Source organism: Synechococcus sp. OH2 (genome assembly GCF_047462155.1).
GTDB lineage: Bacteria > Cyanobacteriota > Cyanobacteriia > Thermostichales > Thermostichaceae > Thermostichus.
The window spans coordinates 658-16,831 of the sequence record NZ_JANSIR010000070.1 but is presented as its reverse complement, the minus strand read 5'-3'; the positions used below and the strand labels follow the sequence as shown (position 1 = coordinate 16,831).

The 16,174-nt window shown below is 60.6% G+C and carries 15 protein-coding genes, 1 tRNA gene and 2 pseudogenes; 9 read left to right on the top strand and 9 right to left on the bottom strand.

Annotated elements, in window-relative coordinates; all coding sequences use genetic code 11:
• On the top strand, positions 1–684 hold a 684-nt coding region (locus tag NW835_RS06040; protein ID WP_414414791.1), incomplete at its 5' end, for a M23 family metallopeptidase.
• Positions 685–1,022: 338 nt separating this feature from the next.
• Positions 1,023–1,103 (top strand) — tRNA-Leu (locus NW835_RS06035).
• A gap of 96 nt (positions 1,104–1,199) precedes the next feature.
• On the opposite strand, the gene NW835_RS06030 is transcribed toward NW835_RS06035, so the two are convergent.
• Positions 1,200–2,213: a glycosyltransferase family 9 protein gene (locus NW835_RS06030; protein ID WP_414378039.1), complete on the bottom strand. Its 1,014-nt coding sequence runs from the start codon at positions 2,211–2,213 to the stop codon at positions 1,200–1,202.
• 225 nt (positions 2,214–2,438) lie between these two features.
• Here NW835_RS06030 and NW835_RS06025 point away from each other — a divergent pair, with 225 nt between their 5' ends.
• Positions 2,439–3,599, top strand: coding sequence for a DegT/DnrJ/EryC1/StrS family aminotransferase (locus tag NW835_RS06025; protein WP_414414790.1), 1,161 nt, complete (start codon positions 2,439–2,441; stop codon positions 3,597–3,599).
• Positions 3,600–3,861: 262 nt separating this feature from the next.
• A complete protein-coding gene (locus NW835_RS06020) occupies positions 3,862–5,061 on the top strand; it encodes a DUF58 domain-containing protein (RefSeq protein WP_414414789.1) in 1,200 nt (399 codons plus the stop codon).
• A 22-nt stretch (positions 5,062–5,083) separates the two neighbouring features.
• Here NW835_RS06020 and NW835_RS06015 read toward each other — a convergent pair whose 3' ends face one another.
• The 4 genes and pseudogenes from NW835_RS06015 to NW835_RS06000 form a co-directional block, all read right to left on the bottom strand.
• Entirely contained in the window at positions 5,084–5,308 is a 225-nt protein-coding gene (locus NW835_RS06015) for a hypothetical protein (RefSeq protein ID WP_414414800.1), read from the bottom strand.
• Between the two features lie 40 nt (positions 5,309–5,348).
• Positions 5,349–5,489: pseudogene (locus tag NW835_RS06010) on the bottom strand (histidine phosphatase family protein); the annotation flags it as partial.
• 100 nt (positions 5,490–5,589) lie between these two features.
• A pseudogene (locus NW835_RS06005) lies at positions 5,590–5,661 on the bottom strand (histidine phosphatase family protein); the annotation flags it as partial.
• 30 nt (positions 5,662–5,691) lie between these two features.
• The gene (locus NW835_RS06000) at positions 5,692–6,651 is read right to left on the bottom strand and encodes an NAD(+) kinase (protein ID WP_414414788.1); all 960 of its coding nucleotides are present in this window, start codon (positions 6,649–6,651) and stop codon (positions 5,692–5,694) included.
• 373 nt (positions 6,652–7,024) lie between these two features.
• On the opposite strand from NW835_RS06000, the gene NW835_RS05995 reads away from it, so the two are divergent.
• A complete protein-coding gene (locus NW835_RS05995) occupies positions 7,025–9,172 on the top strand; it encodes a serine/threonine protein kinase (RefSeq protein ID WP_414414787.1) in 2,148 nt (715 codons plus the stop codon).
• On the opposite strand, the gene NW835_RS05990 is transcribed toward NW835_RS05995, so the two are convergent.
• Complete coding sequence (locus tag NW835_RS05990) at positions 9,169–9,771, bottom strand: hypothetical protein (protein WP_414414786.1); 603 nt, start codon at positions 9,769–9,771, stop codon at positions 9,169–9,171. The two genes, NW835_RS05995 and NW835_RS05990, sit on opposite strands and share 4 nt — an antisense overlap.
• 615 nt (positions 9,772–10,386) lie before the next feature.
• Between NW835_RS05990 and NW835_RS05985 the strand changes: the two genes are divergently transcribed.
• A complete protein-coding gene (locus tag NW835_RS05985) occupies positions 10,387–10,851 on the top strand; it encodes a hypothetical protein (RefSeq protein ID WP_414366891.1) in 465 nt (154 codons plus the stop codon).
• 154 nt (positions 10,852–11,005) lie between these two features.
• On the top strand, positions 11,006–11,755 hold the full coding sequence (locus NW835_RS05980) for a YebC/PmpR family DNA-binding transcriptional regulator (RefSeq protein WP_414366621.1): 750 nt from the start codon (positions 11,006–11,008) through the stop codon (positions 11,753–11,755).
• 10 nt (positions 11,756–11,765) lie between these two features.
• Here NW835_RS05980 and NW835_RS05975 read toward each other — a convergent pair whose 3' ends face one another.
• Complete coding sequence (locus NW835_RS05975) at positions 11,766–12,077, bottom strand: YbjQ family protein (protein ID WP_414360996.1); 312 nt, start codon at positions 12,075–12,077, stop codon at positions 11,766–11,768.
• 120 nt (positions 12,078–12,197) lie between these two features.
• On the opposite strand from NW835_RS05975, the gene rbsK reads away from it, so the two are divergent.
• Positions 12,198–13,121: a ribokinase gene (rbsK, locus tag NW835_RS05970; protein ID WP_414414785.1), complete on the top strand. Its 924-nt coding sequence runs from the start codon at positions 12,198–12,200 to the stop codon at positions 13,119–13,121.
• Between the two features lie 25 nt (positions 13,122–13,146).
• Here the strand turns inward: rbsK and NW835_RS05965 are convergent, their stop codons facing one another.
• A complete protein-coding gene (locus NW835_RS05965; protein WP_414414784.1) occupies positions 13,147–14,754 on the bottom strand; it encodes a B12-binding domain-containing radical SAM protein in 1,608 nt (535 codons plus the stop codon).
• A gap of 137 nt (positions 14,755–14,891) precedes the next feature.
• Here NW835_RS05965 and NW835_RS05960 point away from each other — a divergent pair, with 137 nt between their 5' ends.
• Positions 14,892–15,740: a methyltransferase domain-containing protein gene (locus NW835_RS05960; protein WP_414414783.1), complete on the top strand. Its 849-nt coding sequence runs from the start codon at positions 14,892–14,894 to the stop codon at positions 15,738–15,740.
• Positions 15,741–15,825: 85 nt separating this feature from the next.
• On the opposite strand, the gene NW835_RS05955 is transcribed toward NW835_RS05960, so the two are convergent.
• On the bottom strand, positions 15,826–16,174 hold a 349-nt coding region (locus NW835_RS05955; protein WP_414414782.1), incomplete at its 5' end, for a uracil-DNA glycosylase.

Here is a 16,174-nt window from a genome sequence, read left to right as displayed (position 1 = left end):
AGCTCTCCAACTCTAGAGGCAGAAACCCGCGTAGAGACGGTGGTGGGGCGGGAAATGATCATGGAGCCGCCGGCGACCCAGAACTTGGCTGTCGATGCTCAGCCGGAAAGTGGGGTGCCAGTGGTGCTGATGGAGCGCAGCTCCGGTCGCCGCATCATCCTCATGCCGGGCGAAGAGATTCGCATTGAGGATCCCAGCCAACCCCAAACACCTGAACTGCCAACGCCGGCATTGCCCGAATTGGCGGCAGGCGAAGAACGGTTGCTCTATCCTTTGCCCCACCCCGTGCCGATTACCTCTGGGTTCGGCGTGCGGATTCACCCTATCCGCGGCCAGCCAGAGTTCCATGCCGGCGTGGATCTAGGGGCCAGCCTAGGCACGCCGATCCTGGCTTCGTTGAGCGGCAAGGTGGTGAGCGCGGGATCCTTGGGAGGCCTGGGAATTACGGTTGTGCTGGAGCATGCCGACAGTCGGCGCACGCGCTACGGCCACATGTCCGAAGTCGCGGTAAGAGCCGGGGAAGTGGTGGAACAGGGATCCGTGATCGGCTATGTGGGGGCAACCGGGGCGGTCACTGGGCCACACCTGCACTTTGAGCTGTGGAAGCAGACAGCGGGTCAAGGTTGGGTGGTTTTGGACGCCACAGAAGAACTGAAGGTCGCCGTTGCCCAGTTGCCAGGTTAGCTTAATTGGCGGGAAGCCCCGCACTGTATGGGTAAATTGTGTTGACTCAAGAGCCAATCAGTGTCGGAATGACAGCCGTTCGTCCTACAATTGAGAAGAATAAATTAACTCTCTGGAGAGTTTCCCGCTGTGGATCGCACAGTGGCAGCACGCTAAGACCTCTGTACCAACAAGTCGGGGAAGCGTGAAGCCCGTACGCTATCGGTTCGCGCAGTGTGGCGTAAGCCATATTGTGTTGACTCAACAAAGATGAGTGTCGGGAGTCGTTCACGTTAGCATAATTGAGTAATTGAGCGGGATCCGAGTCGGCTAACAACTGGCCGGTGGGGACAGCTTTTGCGGACGTGGCGGAATGGCAGACGCGCTAGACTTAGGATCTAGTGCCGCAAGGCGTAAGGGTTCAAGTCCCTTCGTCCGCATGGTCAAACAAGCTCCTCATTCCCGGCCCTTCTCCTAGGGGGAGAAAGAAAAAACTGTTAACCTTTTGGGCTGGTCTTGGGGGAAGTCTTCTGTCGCTAGCCGGGGAAGATCACTTGCAAGATTTGCTCAGGAGCAATCGAGTCGATCACTCCGTTGGCAGCCTTAACGGCGCGGAACGGCCCCTCAGCGGGCAGCAGCCGTTCCGGTTCAGTGGGGCCAAACAGAGCTACCAGAGGGGTTTGGGTGGCCACCGCCAGATGCATGGGGGCGCTATCGGTGCAAAGCAGCAGAGTTGACCCAGCGATCAAGGCCGCTAGTTGGCCCAGTTGGGGAGGACGACTGACTGGTAGATCCGGCAGTTGCGACAGAAACCCCTCCGCCAGTTTCTCATCCTCCGGCCCCAACAGCAGCACCAGTGGCAGCTCAGGGCGCTTTTCCCGGAAGCCCTTGATCACCCTGACCCAGTTGACGGGGGGATAGATCTTCTGAATTCCCTTCTCCTGTGACAGTTGGCTGGCGCCGGGGTGCAACAGCACATAATCTTTGGCAGCATCCCCTAGCAGGCGCTTGCGCTCTTGCTCCGCCCATTCCAAAGCTGTTTTTTTCAGGCGAATCTGGGGCAAGCCTGCCGGCGCCGCAATGCCAAACCCCTGTAACAGGTCGTGATACATGCTCGCTGCATATTGGGCCGGCTTCAGGGGCACCGGGTCGGTGAGCCAAGGCCGACCTGGACCCGGAGGGGCATAGCCAACCCGCTTCGGGATCCCGGTCAGCCAGAGCAGGAGCTTGACCCCCAGCCCTCTGCCCAGGCTCAGCACGGCGTCGTACTGCCGTTCCCGGATTCGCCCCAGCAGATCGCTGATATCTCCCAATGAAAGCTGCTCTTTGAACGGAAAGGTCAGCACCCGATTCACCGAGGGACAGAGCTCGTAGGCAGCCGCCGACCGCGGCTCCACCATCACCTCCAGCTCAGCCTCCGGAAACCGCTGCCGCAAACTTGCCAGGGTGGGAAAAAAAAGAATTTGGTCGCCAATCCCTCCCGGCACCAAAGCTAGAATTCGGGGTGCTAAAGGCGCTTTGCCGCCAACTTGTTGAGAAGCAACCTGCATAGAGCATCCTGTCGATAGCTGTAGCTGTATCCAGCCTAGGGGATCCCTGGTCAGAAATGTACCGCGTTCACTCTAGCTTAGGCTCAATCCGGAGCGAGGCTGAATCCCAGCCGCTCGCTCAGCAACTAAGCTCCACAAAAGCCCAATTTGGTGCCAGAGCGTTGTCTCCACCGGCTCTTATCCTCGATGATGGGCTGTGGCCGCTACCCCCCAAAAGGCAGCACCATGACGGATGAGCCAATCCCGCTGCTGGATTTAACTTTGCAATACCGCGCTCTGGCTGCAACCCTTCTGCCTGAGGTGGAGGCGTTGCTGGCCTCTGGCCAGTACATCGGGGGAGAGGCGGTGCGGCGCTTTGAGAAGCTATTCTCCCAGTTTCTTGGCGGCGGCGACCTGGAGACCGTCAGTTGCAATTCCGGCACTGATGCTTTGGTATTGGCCCTGCGGGCTTTGGGGATCCAAGCGGGCGATGAGGTCATCACCACTGCCTTTAGCTTTTTTGCCTCTGCCGAGGCTATTGATTTGGTGGGGGCACGCCCGGTGTTCGTGGATGTGGATCCCTGCACCTTTAACCTGGATCCCCAGCTTCTGGCAAAGAGCATTTCTCCCCGCACCAAAGCCATAATCCCAGTGCATCTGTTTGGCCAGGCAGCCAACATGACCCAGATCCTGGCCATTGCGCGGCGACATGGGTTGGCAGTAGTGGAAGATTGCGCCCAGGCAGTAGGAGCCTGCTGGGGGGGCAGGCCAGTGGGCACCTGGGGCGATATCGGCTGCTTTAGCTTTTTTCCCACCAAAAACTTGGGGGCAGCAGGGGATGGCGGGGCAGTGGTAACCCGGGATCCGCAACTGGCCCGCCAGGTGCGCATCCTCAAAGAACACGGCCAGGTCTGTCAGTACCAGCACGAATACATTGGCCTCAACAGCCGCCTCGACGCGCTGCAGGCCGTGATCCTCGCGGCTAAGCTGCCTTACCTGCGGGAGTGGAACTGGCGGCGGCAGGCCATTGCCGAGTCCTATCACCGCTTGTTGCAGGGGATCCCTGGCCTCATCTTGCCCCAGGTGGCGGTGGGGGGCAACTCGGTGTGGCACCAGTACACGGTGCGGGTGCCTGGATCTGACCCAACCGACTCACGGCGGCGTGATGCTTTGCAACGGCAGTTGCAGGAGCGGGGCATTGCCAGCCGTGTTTATTACCCCCTTCCTCTGCATCTGCAGCCGGTGTACCGCAAAAAGTTGGGGTACAAACCTGGGGATTTGCCCAATGCCGAACTCTGTGCTGCCCAGGTGTTGTCTTTGCCCTGTTTTCCCGAGCTGACCCTCCGGCAACAAGAGCGAGTGGCCGCGGCCATTGCCGAAATCCTCACAGAACAACCCTGCCCCTAGCTTCTATTCTCCGAACAAGGCAACGATAACTACCTCAGCTCAGAGCCGGGAGGAGAAAAGCCCCAGAGTACCGTCGCTAACCTGCAACTGTTGGGCTAGCTTTGCTGTTCCGCTTCTGCTTTGCAAGAACTCTGTCCCTAAGCACTTATTTGCGGGACTTGCCCTATCGCGTAGCTCAATGTTTGAGAATGTCCAGTACTCCCCCTAACTCCAGCGGAGGGTTGAGGGGCAAGAGTTAGCGGCACAGGGCGGCGGAGAAGGGATGCCAGTGTTACCAAAACTTAGCCAAGCAGCATTTCAACTCTTCCAATCCTTGCGGTGGCGGTGGAAGTTGGGGATCCGCTCTCCCCAGTTGAGGCAGCGGGTTCGTTTTCTGCGCCGCTTCCGCTTTACCCGCATCGGGGGTCGGTTTGTCGGGATCACCCTCCTGGTGAGTATTGCCGCCTTCAACACCGGCAACAATCCCCTATACCTGGTGCTGGGGATGCTGCTTAGCCTCATTCTCCTCAGCGGCCTCCTCTCCGAGCTCGCCCTCAAAGATCTGGAGGTGAGCCGGCGGTTGCCCAGCCGCATCTTTGCCGGCCAGCCGGTCTTGGTGGGGCTGACGCTGGTCAATCGCAAACGGCGCCTGCCCAGTTTTTCGCTCCAGGTAAGGGAACGCATCGAGGGGTTGAAGCAGACGGATTGGCCTTCCAGCTATGTGCTGCGGCTGGATCCCGGCAGCAGGGTGGAGACTTTCTATCAACACACCTTTTCAAGGCGAGGGGTGTGGCAGTTGCAGGGTTTTGAGATTGCCACCAGCTTTCCCTTTGAACTCTTCCGCAAGGCAGTGGAAATCGAGGACCCGCAGACGGTGATTGTGTTTCCTCGGCCTGCCCCTGTCCAAAACCTGTTGCTGTGGGAACAATTGAGCGGCGGTAGCCAGTTGCGCCCTCAGGCCGGCCAGGAGGGGGACTACCTTAGCCTGCGGCCCTATCGTCCCCAAGATGATGTGCGCTCGGTGCACTGGAAGATCTCGGCCAAACGGGATCAACTGGTTGTGCGGGAGCTGGAGCGCCCCCGTTCCCAGGCCATCGTCCTCTGTTTTGAAAATCGCTGGCAGCCGCGGGGAGAAAGCCCTGAAGCCCATCGCAACAAGCTGGAGCGGGCCGTAGAGCGCTGTGCCGGGATCCTCACCTATTTGATTCGAGAAGGCTATCCTGTGGCGCTGGCCACCTTGCAGGAGCGAACTGCTTTTGGAGCGGATCTGGCCCACCAAGACCGGCTGTTAACTCTGTTGGCCCAACTAACGTTTGTCGGGGATCCCCAACTCAACTCTCAACTGGCTGATCCCTCTGCCGGGTTTAACCTCACCCCTCAAGATCGCTGTGTGCTGCTGGCCCATCCCGACCAGGATGGAAAATCTGCCCCGGTTCATCTCATCCACCCAGGGTTGCTGTTGCAATTTATCCCCATTGAGTGAACTTCAGACCCATTTTGAAAGTTTAGGTGCCTACCCTTTGCTGCAGATTAGGCGCCAGATAGCCGCGTTCCCCCAAGCTTTCCAGCAGGGGCCCATAGCGATCGAACTTGACCACGCTGACCGAGGCAGCCAAAACCTCGATGCGATCCCGGTAGCGGCCCAGGTGAATGCCCAGCAGGCTGCGGAGAAGAATCCGAAGAGACGATATCTCCGCCACAACCGGCAGGGCGCGGTTGGCAATTTGCACAGCGGTTTCGCCACCTGGGGGCGTTCCAGGCCGGCTCAGTCCTCCAGCGCCAGTAGGCTTCGGGATGGGCTTCGCGGGCCTCGGCGTGGGTTTTGCCCTCCCACTCGCTGTAGTGGATTTCCCCTATCTCCAACTCCGTCTTCTCTGCCAGCAGCCTGAGGGTAGCCAAGGTGCGCCGCATCGCGCTGACGTAGAGGGCCTGCCAAGGGATCCCAGCATAGGTAGGCGGCGGCAAAGGCTTCTGCCATCGGCTGGCCTTCGAGGGGGAGGGCGGGATCAAGGGCGCCACAAAAGCTGCCGGAACGGCTGTAGGGGGCTTCCCCGTGTCTGAGTAGGTAAAGTCTGAGGCTCAGGGGAGAAGATTCCAGGGGGGTTAAACTCCGCTACTCCCCCGCGGGGCGGTGGTTGGTGGTGGGGATGTAGATGCGGCTGCCGGCCCACTGCAGCTTTTCTCGCAGGGTGCGGAAGTAGGAGAGGTCTTTTTCTAGGATCATCAGCTTGGCCGGCAGGGGAGCCCGTTGAATTTGCACCCACTGGCCGGGGTTGACCGATTGAGCCAAGACACCATCAGTCCAGAGGCGGGTCAGCCCTTCCGGATCAGCAAGGGGCCAGATCTCCACCGTGGCCGTGCCGCTGATAACAATGGGCCGGCTGGACAAGCTGAGGGGACAAATGGGGGTGATGATGATGGCCTCAAAGGTAGGTTCCAGGATGGGACCATTGGCTGCCAAAGTGTAGGAAGTGGATCCCGTTGGCGTGGCCACCAGCACGCCATCCCCGTGGTACTGATCCAAAATCTCGCCATTGACTTCGATTTCCATGATGGCGGCGGGCAGGCGTTCCCGGTTGATGGGCTTGAGGCACATTTCGTTGAGGGCGTAGTAGACTTCGCTGACCGGGCGACCCTGCCGCTTGCCCTCCTCAGGGATAGCCCCTTGCCCCAATTGCGCTTGCTCCCAAATCTGGGCCTGCAACATCATGCGGGCTTGCAGGACGAAGTCTCCTGCCTGAATGCGATCCCAGGGATCCTGGTGCAGCACCCGCTCTGATTGAGCCAAAAACCCCAGCCTGCCCCCCGACTGAATGGGCAAAATCGGGATCCCGTGCGGGGCCAAGTGGCGGGCTGCCGCCAACACCGACCCATCTCCCCCTAGTACCACAGCTAGATCGATAGGATCCGAAGTGGCCTCCAAAAAGACCGGGTAGGGGTTGTGGTGCAAGCCGGTGGGAGCGGTCAGCACCGTAACACCGCGCCGACGCAATTGCTCCGCACACAATTGACAGGCGGCTTTGCTCTCCCGATCCCCCTCCTTGTAGGCAATCACCACCAAGCCCAAGTCCATAAGCCCTCGCCCAGGGATCCCTTCCGATCATCCCTCTTCAGGCCGAAGGTTGCCCAGAAGGCCTCATTTCCCCAGCATTCCCTCTCACTTTTTTTCACATTTACTAGGGATCCTTAAGAAAATCTCTAAATGGTTATTCCAAGTAGCAGTAAAAAACGGCTCGTCGCGTCGTTATTGCTAGGCAGCGCTGCCGCGAACGCGCCGCTTCAACTCCCCTCTCCCTCTGGGAGAGGGGCCGGGGGTGAGGGCTTTAGCAGCGCGGAGTTCCCAGAGCGTCAAAGGTTGGGATCCCTGAGTTGGACGGGGAAAGGAGCGGGTATAAACTCCAGCAATTGGTTTATCGTATGGACATCTCTGCCCAAGCTGCCTCCTTATGTCTTCCGAACTCACCAATCGCATTTTGGGTGGCTGCTACCAACTGATTCAAGAAATCGGTGGCGGCGGCATGGGATCCGTCTTTCGCGCTTTGGACTTGCACAACAACCGCCAAGAGGTGGCTGTTAAGATCCTGCATGCCCCTATGCTGCTGAGCCGGGGTGACGCCCAGACCGATTTGCGTCGCCGCTTTGCCGAAGAGGTTCGCGTCAGCACCCTTCTGGGCCAGCATCCCCGCATCGTCAAAGTCTTGGATCACGGCCAAGAGGGGGAGCAGGCCTACTTGGTGATGGAATACCTCAAGGGGCAGGATCTGGGCAAGCTGATTCGAGAAAAAGGGGCTCTGTCGCTCCGGCAAGCCCTTCGGCTGGCCCTGCAGGCTTGTGAGGGGCTGCACTTTGCCCATACATTTCACGCCAAGGTCGAGGGCCGCGAGATTCGGGGCGTGATTCACCGCGACATCAAGCCCAGCAACCTGTTTGTTGAGCGGGTTTTTCGAGATGGCCAGCTCACGTCGCAACTGAAAATCCTGGACTTCGGCGTAGCCAAAACCTTGGCGGATCACACCCTTAGCCTGGGCACCCAAAAGGGGGGCGGATTTATCGGCACTGCTCGCTACGCCTCTCCTGAACAGATACGGGGCAAGTCTCTGGATGCCCGCTCAGACATCTACTCCCTGGGGGTGGTGCTCTATGAGATGCTGACGGGATCCATGCCCTTTCAACTGGAAACCGACACTCTGCACAGTTGGATCCACGCCCATTGCTACGAAAACCCGATTGAGCTCACCTCGGCAACAACCCCGCAGCCAATCCCACCTGCGGTGGCAGCGGTGGTGATGGATTGCCTCAAGAAAAACCCAGACGAGCGGCCGCAGACGATGCAGGAGCTAGGGGAGCGGCTGCTGCAAGCCTATGAGCTGACGGTAGCCACTCAACTCTCCAGCAGCCAGGCCAGTACCGTGATTCTTCCCACCAGCGGTGCCAAGGCTCAAGGCCATGCTCCACCTTCTTCTATTCCCAGGCCGCCAATCGAAACCACCAGCAATACAGGATCAACTGCTGGAGCCTTTGAAGATATCCGCGATGAGGATCTGGAGCTCATTGAAGAGGAGCCGGTCTCCCCTCCAGGGGTAAGGATCCCCTACTACATCGCCGAGCGGGCACCTCTCCCCTCAACTACCTCGGCAGAAGCTGCGCCAGGTCCCTCCTCTCAAGCTGCAGGCGAAACTGCCAAAACGCCCTCTACAGTCATCCCAGCCAGCAACACTCGTCCGGCTGCTCCTCCTCAGGATCCCCCCGTCCCACCACCGACGGATACCCCCCGCACCCGCCCCCTGCCGCGAGCTGCCCCCCCGACGGTTCTCCAGCCTTCTGGCAGCAGCCTCAAGTGGGTCTTGGCTGGGGGAGGCGCTGTGGCTTTGTTGGCCGCCTTTTGGCTCTGGCCGCGCCCAGCAACCCGCGATACCCAAAAAGAGCCGGAGCCGATCCCTACCGCCGCAGTCACCCCGACACCTACCCTCGAGCCCGTCCCCACCCCCACGCCGGTGGCGACACTTACTCCAACTCCGGCACCGACACCCACTCCCACTCCGGTGGCAACGCCTACTCGAACTCCGGCACCGACACCCACTCCCGCTCCGGTGGCGACGCCTACTCGAACTCCGGCACCGACACCCACTCCCACTCCGGTGCCAACACCAACGCTTACCCCTATCCCTCGATTGACGCCGCTTGTTCCTCGTGCTCCTACCCCTACCCCAACTCCACCCCCGCCGCCCACCTCGACACCACTTCCACGAACGCCAACGCCTGTGCCAGAGCTTGCCTTGAGCGGCCAGTGGCTCTACGAGGGAGGATCCTTTGTCTGGCAGGGATCCCTGTGTAAGGTTAATGTTGCAACCGGTATCCAGGAAACCGTCTCCATTCGTCAAGACGGCAACCAGCTCAGGGTTTCCTCTCCCGGTTTTGCGGAGCGCAGCGGCCAGCTCATCGGCAACCAATTTTCTGTCAGCGGCAGGATAGGGGGCAGCGGTACTCCAACCATCACGTGGAGTGGCACTGTCAGCCCTGACGGGCGCTCCATTCGCGGCACAGCTACCTGTGGCAGCGCCAGCTTTGCCATCAGGCTCATCCGCCAGAGTTAAATACCCACGCCGCCGCCTCGGTCGCCGCCGCCGCCGTTCTCCGGATCCTCCGGCTTCTGCTGGATGGCAGGGGGGGGAGGAGGAGTGGCAGAGGTTTCCCTGACCACCTCGAGGGTGTAGGGGCCGCGGCCAGGGCTACCCGGAGCAGAGCTGCGGGCATTCTGGGCCCAGTAGCTTTGCACCAGCACTAAGTAACAGCGGTCTTGCCGTACTGGGATCGTCAGCTCAGAGGTGGTGAAATTGCCAGGAGCTGCGTCATCGTTGATAAAGATGAGTTCCGGATCAAGGTTCCTGTTGGCATCAAAGCCAGAGATGGCCAGCAAAGGATCGAAGACTGAACTGGTTAGGCGGATGGTAACTCCGGTAACGTTGGCTGCAGAAGGAAAGTAGAGAAATCCATCTGAGTAAAAGGTGAAGGTGCCAGGAGGCGGTGGAACTTCCCGGGCATTTTGAACCTCGCCAGCGCTATCGAAGTAGAACTCCAAAAGGCTATTCGGCCCCAAGGTTCCGCTGCGGCTATCTCCTTGGCGGCGCAGGCCAATTGATGCGAAAAACTCTGGGCTAAAGGCTTGCTCGCAGACATTGACCGGAGGTGGCACTGTCCCCCCAGACCTCCCACAGCTTGCTAGAAGGAGAGTCGAGGCTAGAAGGCCCCAGAAAAAACGCACCTGCAATCCCCCAACCTTCGATGCCGGCAATGACGACATAGACACTCCTCTGCCACAGGATCACTAGCTTCTCCAGACTACAGCCATTTCGGCAAGCTGCAGCAAACAAGGATGCCCTTTCAACTGGTTAGTCTGCTTCCTAGGAGCAGCGATACCCAGCAAGAGCAACTCCATTTTTCCCCTGGCCTAGTGCCTCCTAGGCAGATGTCGGGTAGAGTTGGCGATAGCCATCGCTGCCGTATTGGTTAACCTATGAACAACCCGCCGAGTAGCCCGAATCGGGATTGCTTTTCACAGCGCTCCAGGCAGGGCAACCTAGGCCGGAGCTTCCCCCTCCAGGGTCTGGGACTCGGCTTGTTGTGCGGATCGCTGCTATTGGGGGCAGGGGGCGGCCGATTTCTAACTTGGGCCCAGGAAGCGGAACAGCAGCCAGAGCCAGAAGTCCCCCTACCGGTGAGAGACCTCGATCCGGCGGTGCAGATCCGAGTTCGGAACGAGCTGGTTAAACTTTGCGGAGATTATCGGTGCGAAGGCTATCGCTTCCCCGTGCGGGTTTTGGTCAGGCCTGAAGATACTCTGGAAACTCTGCTGGAGCGGCTGGATACAGAGATGCTGCGGGAGGTGGATCGGGTGTTTCAAACTCGGCCTGACTTGAACCGTGTTATCGTCGATGGCTATGTCTTTGTGGGCACTCCCTCTTTCGCCAGTCGGGAAGTACTGCTGCAAACGTTGTTGGTGCCCCGTCACCGCTGGGCGGTGGGTCGCTTTGGGCTAGAGCAGGATGGAATCTTCTATGCCAAGCTGCTGGAACAGGTAACGCCCTTTTTAACTCGGCCGCAAACCCCGACCCCTCCGCCTGGGGCTGTGCTTGAAGAGCCTGGGCCTCCTCTACCTCCCACGCCAGCTCCTGGAGAGACACCAACGCCCCCACCGCAAGCAACGCCAGAAGCTTCACCAACCCCCGAAGCTCCACCCCCACCGGGGGATGTCATCGAGCGGCAGCCCATTTAGCCTTGATAGGGCTGGTTGCTGTTCATGGGGTTTTGCTTGTGGATCCAAGCTAGGGTTCTGGAGCTGGGGTGGGGTTGAGTCCTGGGCCTGGGGTGATCTAGGCTTCGGAGTTAAGGGGATCTCTTCCCTCCTACTGCTTGACCAGTGTGCAGGTATGGCAGGACACAGCAAGTGGGCCAACATTAAGCGGCAAAAAGCCCGCGTAGATGCCAGAAAAGGCAGCCTATTTACCAAACTTTCCCGCGCCATCATTGTGGCAGCGCGCAGCGGCCTGCCGGATCCGGAAGCCAATTTTCGGCTGCGCTCGGCGGTAGAGAAAGCCAAGGCGGCAGGCATGCCCGCCGAGAACATTGAACGGGCCATCGCCAAGGGATCCGGCAACTGGACCGACGACAGCCCCCTGGAGGAAATCCGCTACGAAGGCTACGGCCCTGGGGGCGTGGCTGTCTTGATTGAGGCCATGACCGATAACCGCAACCGCACGGCTGCCGAGGTACGGGAAGCCTTCAGCAAAGTCGGCGGCAGCCTGGGGGAAAGCGGCTGCGTGAGCTGGCTGTTTCGGCAAAAAGGGGTGATCAACCTAGAGGAGGTGACAGATCCCGAAGCTCTGCTGCTAGCGGTAGCCGAAGCAGGGGGGGAGGATCTCAAGGTGGAGGGGACCGGCGCAGAGGTCTATTGCGATTACACCCTGCTGGAGCAGGTGGCCACCTACCTTAAAAAAGAGGGCTACCGGGTGCAGGAGGCGGCCATCCGTTGGATCCCTTCCACAGAAGTGCATGTGGAGGATCCCGAGACGGCCAAGCTGGTGCTGACCCTCATGGAACGGCTGGACAACTTGGACGATGTGCAAAATGTCTACGCCAATTTCGAGATTGACGAGGCAGTGATGGAGAGCCTGGCCTAAGGGGAAAGGCTTAGCGCAACTTGACGGCGGTGCCGGCGGCGGTAACGAGGATCAGCGTCGTGCTCATGTTGGTATGAATGGTAACGCCTAGGATGCCATTTGCTCCCAAACGTTTGGCTCGCTGCTCCAACTCTTCCAAAACCTTTTTCTGAGCATTCTCGAACACTTCTTCGTAGGTTCTTGTGCGTCCCCCGATAATGTTGCGGAGGGCAGCAAGGAAGTCCCGCAGAACATTGGTGCCATAAACTACCTCGGCAGTAACAATGCCCAGGTAGCGCTCCACCTCTTTACCTTGGAGCATGTCTGTAGTGGCTAGCAGCATGGCTCGTTCTCCGCGTCACCTCCTCACTAAGCTAGCCGAGAGGCTCCAAGGTGGGGAGTTCTTAGACTGTAGCGGGAGCTAGAATTGGCTACCCTGGAGGCAACGTTTTCCAGCTAGCCAATGACGACCCTCGTTCGCGTGGTGGGGAGCCTAAATCTAGACCTGGTGGTGCAGGTGCCACACCAGCCGGGGCCGGGGGAGACGGTGCTGGGATCGGACTACGCCACCTACCCTGGGGGCAAGGGGGCCAACCAAGCGGTGGCAGCAGCCCGGGCAGGAGCCCAGGTGGAGATGTGGGGGGCGATGGGATCCGATGGCTTTGGCCGCCTGCTAAAGGAGAACTTGGAGCAAAGCGGCGTTGCTACCCACTACGTACGGGAGCTGGAAGGGCCCAGCGGTATTGCTCTAATTACCGTGGATCAAGCAGGGCAAAACCGGATTGTGGTTAGCCCCGGGGCCAATGGTCGCTACCTGCCAGAGCATCTGCCCCCCTGGACGCCGGCGGCTCTGGTGCTGTTGCAACTGGAAATCCCCCTAGCCACTGTGCAGGCGGTGGCGGAGCAGGCCTTTGCCCAAGGGATCCCTGTCCTCCTCAATCCCGCCCCTGTGGCTCCCCTGCCGGGATCCCTCCTGCGTCAGGTGCGCTACTTGGTGCTCAATGAAAGCGAAGCCGCTGCCCTTGCCCAATCTCCAGTGGAGACGCCAGCGCAAGCCGAAAAAGTGGCCCAAGCCTTGCAACAGCAGGGGATCCCGACAGTGATCATCACCTTGGGGGGAGCGGGCTTGGTCTGGGCCGATGGGGAGGAAAGGGGCCATCTGCCAGCCCACCCCGTGTTGGTGGTGGATACCACTGCTGCCGGCGACAGCTTCTGCGGTGCTTTGGCCGCCTACCTGGCTGCTGGCGGATCCCTGAGGGAAGCCCTCCATTTTGCCAATGCCGCCGCGGCCCTGTGCGTGACCCGCCCTGGGGCCCAGCCGAGTTTGCCCCAGCGCGCCGAGATCGAGGCGTTTCTGACTGCTGCAGGCTCTCACCCTCTTTCCTAGGGAATTTTAAGCACGACGTCCTTTGCTACCCAGAAAAGGCCTCTTGGCGGTGCTGGGCCAGCCGCTCCAGGCTGAGGGGGCCCTGGATGTGCTGCCAGGGAAGGGGATCCGCCGGATCCCAGTTGCTGTGCACGTAGTAGTCCAAGGGCGGCAGTTGTCCCTGCAGCTCTTTGAAGGCGCGGCGGAAGCTGCCCAGGGACTCGCCCCACTGCCGGGCTAGCTGCAAGACTCGGGCCACCCGCCGATCCCCCCGCGAGATGAGGGCTTGGATGACCGACCAACTGTAGCTTTCGGGACGGAACTCCACGCCCAGGGGACGCAGATGTTTTTGATACCACTGCAGCTTTTTCTCAGCCTGGGGATCCACCCCCTGCCACTGGAAAGGGGTGTGGGCCTTGGGGACAAAGGTGCTGCAGCCCAAAGTCAAGCGCAGGCGGGGAGCCACCTTCTTGAGCTCCTTGAAAAGAGCAACGGTGGCCTCCAGGTCGGCCTGGGTTTCCGCCGGGATCCCCACCATGCCGTAGAACTTGATCCCCTTCAGGCCGCCGGCCTGGGCGTGGGCGGCCGCCGCCAAGATCTCTTCATTGGTCAGCTTCTTGTTAATGACCTGGCGCAGCCGTTCTGAGCCGCTTTCAATGGCTACGGTAATGGACTGGCTGCCGCGGCGGGAAAGCACTTGCGCCAAGCGAGGCGTGACCGTGCCCGTGCGCACCGAGGCCAGGCTAAGGTGCACCTGCTCAAAGCGATCCTGCGCCAGGTACTCCAGCAACTCCTCAAACTGGGGGTGCTGGGTTACCGAAGCCCCCAAAAGGCCAATCCGCTGGGTAACCTGCAGCCCCCGCTCCACCGCCGGGATCAGATGTCCTTCTACATCGGCAGCGCGAAAGGGCAAAGTTAGGTAGCTGGCTAGGCAAAAGCGGCACATCTCGGGACAACTGCGCACCACCTCCACCATGTAGATGCTCTCCCAGGCCGCTTTGGGGGTAACCACGGTGGACACCGAGAGGGTGTTGCCGCGGAAGGTGTGCTTGCGGATGGAGCTGGGGATCCCGTCCCGCTTGGGAATGACCTTTTCCACCGGGCCGTCGGGGCCGCGGTAGTGCACTTCGTAGAGGCTGGGCACGTAGATCCCTGGCACCTGGGCCAGCGCCCGCAGCTTTTCGGCCCGGGATCCCTGCCGTACCTGGCGGTAGGTCTGGATCATCTGCTCCACCAGCCCCTCCCCGTCCCCCAGCAGGATCAAGTCAAAGAACGCAGCAAAGGGCTCAGGGTTGGCCGTCAACACCGGGCCGCCGCCAAAAACCAAGGGATCCGCCTCCCCCCGCGCCTCGGCCTGGAGGGGGATCCCCTGTCGTTCCAACAGATCCAGGATATGGACGTAGTCCAGCTCCCAAGACAGGGAAAAACCCACCAGCTCCGGATTCCGCGGCAGCGGCTCGGCCAGGTCGGTAAACAGGCGGGCGACCGCCACCTCGCGGCGGCTGGCCAGCAGGCTCCAGATGACCTGGTAGCCGAGGCTGGTGATCCCTACCGAGTAGGTGTTGGGAAAGGCGTAGATGACCCGCACCGCGTCAGGCGCAGGTGTGGCCGGGGTGAAGAGAAGCTGTTCCAGAGCCAATTCCGAGGTGGCCAAGGCAGTCTAAGAAAGGGGGATGGGCGGCAAGGGCCTACTTTCCCAGCTTAATCGGGGTTTTATCAGGCTGCGTCCAGGGCCAGCAGGGACGGCCAGATCGTCCAGAATGGAAGGGATCCCGACCCGCTCCTACCTGGATGGCCCCTCCCCTCAACCAACGCATCCGCCGCTTCTACGATGCTTCCTCCGGCCTGTGGGAGCAGGTGTGGGGGGAGCACATGCACCACGGCTACTATGAGCCGGGCCAGACCGGCAAGGATCGCCGCCAAGCCCAGATCGATCTCATGGAGCGAGTGATTCAATGGGGCCAGATCGGGGATCCTAAACCCCCTCAGCACATCCTCGATCTCGGCTGTGGCATTGGAGGGAGCAGCCTGGAGCTGGCGCGGCGCTTTGGCGCCGAGGTAACAGGCATTACCCTCAGCCCTGTCCAGGCCCGACGGGCCACGCAGCGGGCCCAGGAGGCCAGTCTGAGCCACAGGGTGCGCTTTTGGGTGGCCGATGCCCTCGAAATGCCCTTTGCCGACCACACTTTCGATCTGGTCTGGGCTCTGGAAAGCGGCGAGCACATGCCAGATAAGCGGCGGTTTCTGGCCGAGGGCTGGCGGGTCTTGCAGCCGGGCGGGCAGATGATGGTGGTGACCTGGTGCCACCGCGAGGGCTCCCTGAGCCGCCAGGATCAGCGGCTTTTGCAGCAGATCTACGACGTGTACTGCCTGCCCTATGTCATCAGCTTGTCGGAGTATGAAGCGCTGGCCCAAGAGGTGGGGTTCGAGCAGTTGCGCACTGCCGACTGGTCGGAGCGGGTGGCCCCCTTTTGGGATGAGGTAATTGCCTCGGCCCGCGATTGGCGGTGGATCCCGGCTTTGGTACGCAGCGGCTGGGTCACCGTTCGTGGGGCGCTGGGGCTGGGCCTGATGCGGCGGGCCTATGCCACCGGCTTGCTGCGCTTTGGCTTGCTGAGCGGCTTCAAGCCTGCAAGTTAGGGATCCCATACCCCCCTCTCCCAAGGGAGAGGGGCTGGGGGTGAGGGCAGCAGCGCTGGCCACGTAAGCGACAGGGAAAGTGGGCTCAAAAGTCCTGCTGGGGTGGCGTTGCGCCAGCAAGTTCTAGGTACTTCTGCTTCACCGCCTGAATGTCCTGCCACATCAACCACTTGGGGCTGCCGGGGGTGCGGTCAGGGTTGCGCAGCAAGTAGGCGGGGTGGAAGATGGGCATGCACCAGCGCCCCTGCCACTGGATCCACTCGCCGCGGATCTTGGTAATGCCCCGCTTATCCCCCAAAAGGGAGCGCACCGAAGTGGCCCCCGTCAACAAAATGATCCAGGGATCCACCAGGCGAATCTGCTCCAAGAGGTAGGGTCGGCAGGCGTCCATCTCCGCCTGGGTGGGTACGCGGTTGTTGGGGGGGCGGCACTTG

Excerpts from the sequence above, each read along its gene's own strand:
- NW835_RS06030 (WP_414378039.1), bottom strand. The coding sequence starts at position 2,213 with ATGCAGGTTGCTTCTCAACAAGTTGGCGGCAAAGCGCCTTTAGCACCC.
- NW835_RS06025 (WP_414414790.1), top strand. The coding sequence starts at position 2,439 with ATGACGGATGAGCCAATCCCGCTGCTGGATTTAACTTTGCAATACCGC.
- NW835_RS06020 (WP_414414789.1), top strand. The coding sequence starts at position 3,862 with ATGCCAGTGTTACCAAAACTTAGCCAAGCAGCATTTCAACTCTTCCAA.
- NW835_RS06000 (WP_414414788.1), bottom strand. The coding sequence starts at position 6,651 with ATGGACTTGGGCTTGGTGGTGATTGCCTACAAGGAGGGGGATCGGGAG.
- NW835_RS05995 (WP_414414787.1), top strand. The coding sequence starts at position 7,025 with ATGTCTTCCGAACTCACCAATCGCATTTTGGGTGGCTGCTACCAACTG.
- NW835_RS05980 (WP_414366621.1), top strand. The coding sequence starts at position 11,006 with ATGGCAGGACACAGCAAGTGGGCCAACATTAAGCGGCAAAAAGCCCGC.
- NW835_RS05975 (WP_414360996.1), bottom strand. The coding sequence starts at position 12,077 with ATGCTGCTAGCCACTACAGACATGCTCCAAGGTAAAGAGGTGGAGCGC.
- rbsK (WP_414414785.1), top strand. The coding sequence starts at position 12,198 with ATGACGACCCTCGTTCGCGTGGTGGGGAGCCTAAATCTAGACCTGGTG.
- NW835_RS05960 (WP_414414783.1), top strand. The coding sequence starts at position 14,892 with ATGGCCCCTCCCCTCAACCAACGCATCCGCCGCTTCTACGATGCTTCC.